Genomic DNA, 2,722 nt, shown 5'->3' on the forward strand with positions numbered 1-2,722 from the left:
GTACTGCATCGTGCCGATGCGCGGATGCTCGTGCGGATCGACCACGAGGGTGCGGGAGGTCCCGAGCGCATCCGGGTGGCCGGGGCAGTCGGCTGCAAAGGCCGCCGGTGTGCCAACGGTCAGCAAGCCCAAACAGAGGACGATCCAARATCGCGTTCGAACAACAACGCTACTTCCGATCATGAATCCCGTCTGCCCTCATACGCGATTGCCGCCATAGTAGGTCGGAGACATCAGGAAACGGTTCAGGCACCAGAACTTTTCCCATGACGCGCCCGCCTCAATACTTGCATGGCGTATCATGAACAGACTGTTAATAGGGCCCAAATCACCCCATTTTGCACTGGCGTGACATTCCGGCATCAGCGCGTGTCGGCATTCTTCTGCGTTGCGCCCGCCGGGACGATGTGAACCACCCGATAGCCGTTCTCCTTCAGATACCGCAGGAAGGCCGGCATGATCGCAGCCGTGCGCGCCTTGGGATCGTGGAAGAGGATGATACCCTTGCCGGCGGCGGCGAGGCGCTCGGTGACCAGCTTCAGTTCCTGCTCCGGCGTTATCTCCTCCCAGTCGCTGGCCCAGAGATCGGCCCCGAACACGACGATGCCGCGCGACTGGAGCAGGTCGAGTTCGGCTTGCGTCGCCTCGAAATAGGGGAAGCGGAAGAACGGCGTCGAGGGCGTCGTGGTCGAGGTCCCGTGCAGCGCCATCTCGTCGGCGGCGATGCCGCGGTCGATCTCGGCCGTGGCCTTGTCGAACGGGATCCGCGCCATGAACGGGTGCGACCAGGTGTGGTGGCCGACGGTGTGGCCCTCGCGCGCGATGCGCTTGACCATGTCAGGGTGTTCGGAGGCGTGTTGGCCGATCAGGAAGAAGGTCGCGCGCGCGCATTCCTGCGCCAGCGCCGCCAGCACCTTCGACGTCGTCGGCGGATGCGGGCCGTCGTCGAAGGTCAGCACGACCTCGCGATCGGCAAGCGGCAGCGTCTGCGGAAAGCTCTTCAAGCCCACGCGCGGCGTGGTCCTGGCGTCGACGCTCAGAATGCGCGAGGTGCCGAGCGCATCCTTGCGCGGGCACTCGGCGGCCTCAGTCGAGGCGACGCCGGCGAGGGCCGCGAGCACCGCGCCCGCCGACATCGATGTCCAGCTCAGTCGAAGCATCTTTGCCATTGCGCTCGGAGTTGCCTTGTGGGTATTGCCTGAACCATCAGCTCATACCACTCGTTCCAACCTGTCAAACGGCGAGGCGCGCCATGGACGAACATATGGACGGTGCCCCATCCGCCGAGGCCTCGGTACTCGACCACGTGCCGATGCGCAATGAAGACGGCGAAATTCGTCACGAATTCGTCGAGGAGATTGCCCGTGCGATCGAGGCCGGCGACAGTGCGGCGCTGCGCGCCTGCGTTGCCGAGCTGCACGAGGCCGATCTCGGCGACCTGATCGGCGCATTGGAGCCCGACGACCGCGTCCGCCTGGTCGAGCTCACGGGCCGCGACTTCGACTTTTCGGCGCTGAACGAAGTCGACGAGAGCGTCCGCGAGGAGATCCTCGATGAGCTGCCGCCGGAGACGGTCGCGGAAGGTGTCCGCGAACTCGAATCCGACGACGCGGTCGAGCTCCTGGAGACGCTCGACGAGGACGAGCAGGAGGAGATCCTCGAGAAGCTGCCCTTGCGCGAGCGCGTCGCGCTCGAGCGCAGCCTGCTGTATCCGGAAAATTCCGCCGGCCGCCGGATGCAGACCGAGTTCATCGCCGTGCCCCAGGATTTCACCGTGGGGCAGGCGATCGACTACATGCGCGAGACGCCGGATCTGCCCGACCGCTTCTACGAGATCTATGTCGTCGACAAGGACCAGCACTGGCAGGGCGCGGTCTCGCTCGACGTCCTGCTTCGCGCCCGCCGTCCGGTGGCGCTTGCGGAGCTGACCGACGAGGATCGCCGCCGCGTCTCCGTCCTGGAGGACCAGGAGGAGGTGGCGCGGATGTTCGGCAAGTACAACCTCGTCGCAGCGCCCGTGCTCGACACCCAGGACCGCCTGGTCGGTGTCATCACCGTGGACGACGTCGTCGACGTCATCGAGGAAGAGGCGGCCGAGGACCTCAAGGCGCTCGGCGGCGTCACCAGCGACGAAGAACTCTCCGACACCGTGTTCACCATTGCGCGCGCCCGGTTCAACTGGCTGCTGGTCAACCTCGCCACCGCCTTCCTGGCGTCCTCCGTGCTCGGCCTGTTCGAGGGCCAGCTGGAGAAAATGGTCGCGCTCGCGGTGCTCGCGCCGATCGTGGCGAGCCAGGGCGGCAACGCCGCGACCCAGACCATGACGGTCGCGGTGCGCGCGCTCGCGACCCGCGAGCTCGGCTCCTCCAATGCCTGGCGCGTGGTGATGCGCGAAGGCCTGGTCGGCCTCGTCAACGGGCTCGCCTTCGCCGTGATCACGGGCATCGCCGCGGTGGCCTGGTTCAAGATCCCGGGCCTCGGCATCGTCATCGGGCTTGCGATCATCTGCAACCTCGTCGCCGGCGCGCTCGGCGGCATCCTGATCCCGATGGCGCTCGAACGTGTCCGGGCCGATCCGGCGGTGGCGTCGGGGACGTTCGTGACGACGGTGACCGATGTGGTCGGGTTCTTCTCCTTCCTCGGGATTGCGACCTTGTGGTTCGGGTTGAGGTAGGGGGCGGTCGCGTTCGTAGCCCGGATGGAGCGTAAGCGTAATCCGGGT

2 protein-coding genes and 1 pseudogene are annotated in these 2,722 nt (G+C 66.2%); 1 reads left to right on the forward strand and 2 read right to left on the reverse strand.

The features are described from left to right. A pseudogene (locus AC1D00_RS35335) lies at positions 1-183 on the reverse strand (polysaccharide deacetylase family protein); the annotation flags it as partial. 179 nt (positions 184-362) lie between these two features. After that, positions 363-1,169, reverse strand: a complete 807-nt coding sequence (locus tag AC1D00_RS35340) for a polysaccharide deacetylase family protein (protein WP_477013855.1) — start codon at positions 1,167-1,169, stop codon at positions 363-365. An 83-nt stretch (positions 1,170-1,252) separates the two neighbouring features. Here AC1D00_RS35340 and mgtE point away from each other — a divergent pair, with 83 nt between their 5' ends. Further along, on the forward strand, positions 1,253-2,674 hold the full coding sequence (gene mgtE, locus AC1D00_RS35345) for a magnesium transporter (RefSeq protein WP_135177295.1): 1,422 nt from the start codon (positions 1,253-1,255) through the stop codon (positions 2,672-2,674). Positions 2,675-2,722 lie beyond the last annotated feature (48 nt).

Source organism: Bradyrhizobium sp. P2_E8, assembly GCF_056403875.1.

Excerpts from the sequence above, each read along its gene's own strand:
- mgtE (WP_135177295.1), top strand. The coding sequence starts at position 1,253 with ATGGACGAACATATGGACGGTGCCCCATCCGCCGAGGCCTCGGTACTC.
- AC1D00_RS35340 (WP_477013855.1), bottom strand. The coding sequence starts at position 1,169 with ATGGCAAAGATGCTTCGACTGAGCTGGACATCGATGTCGGCGGGCGCG.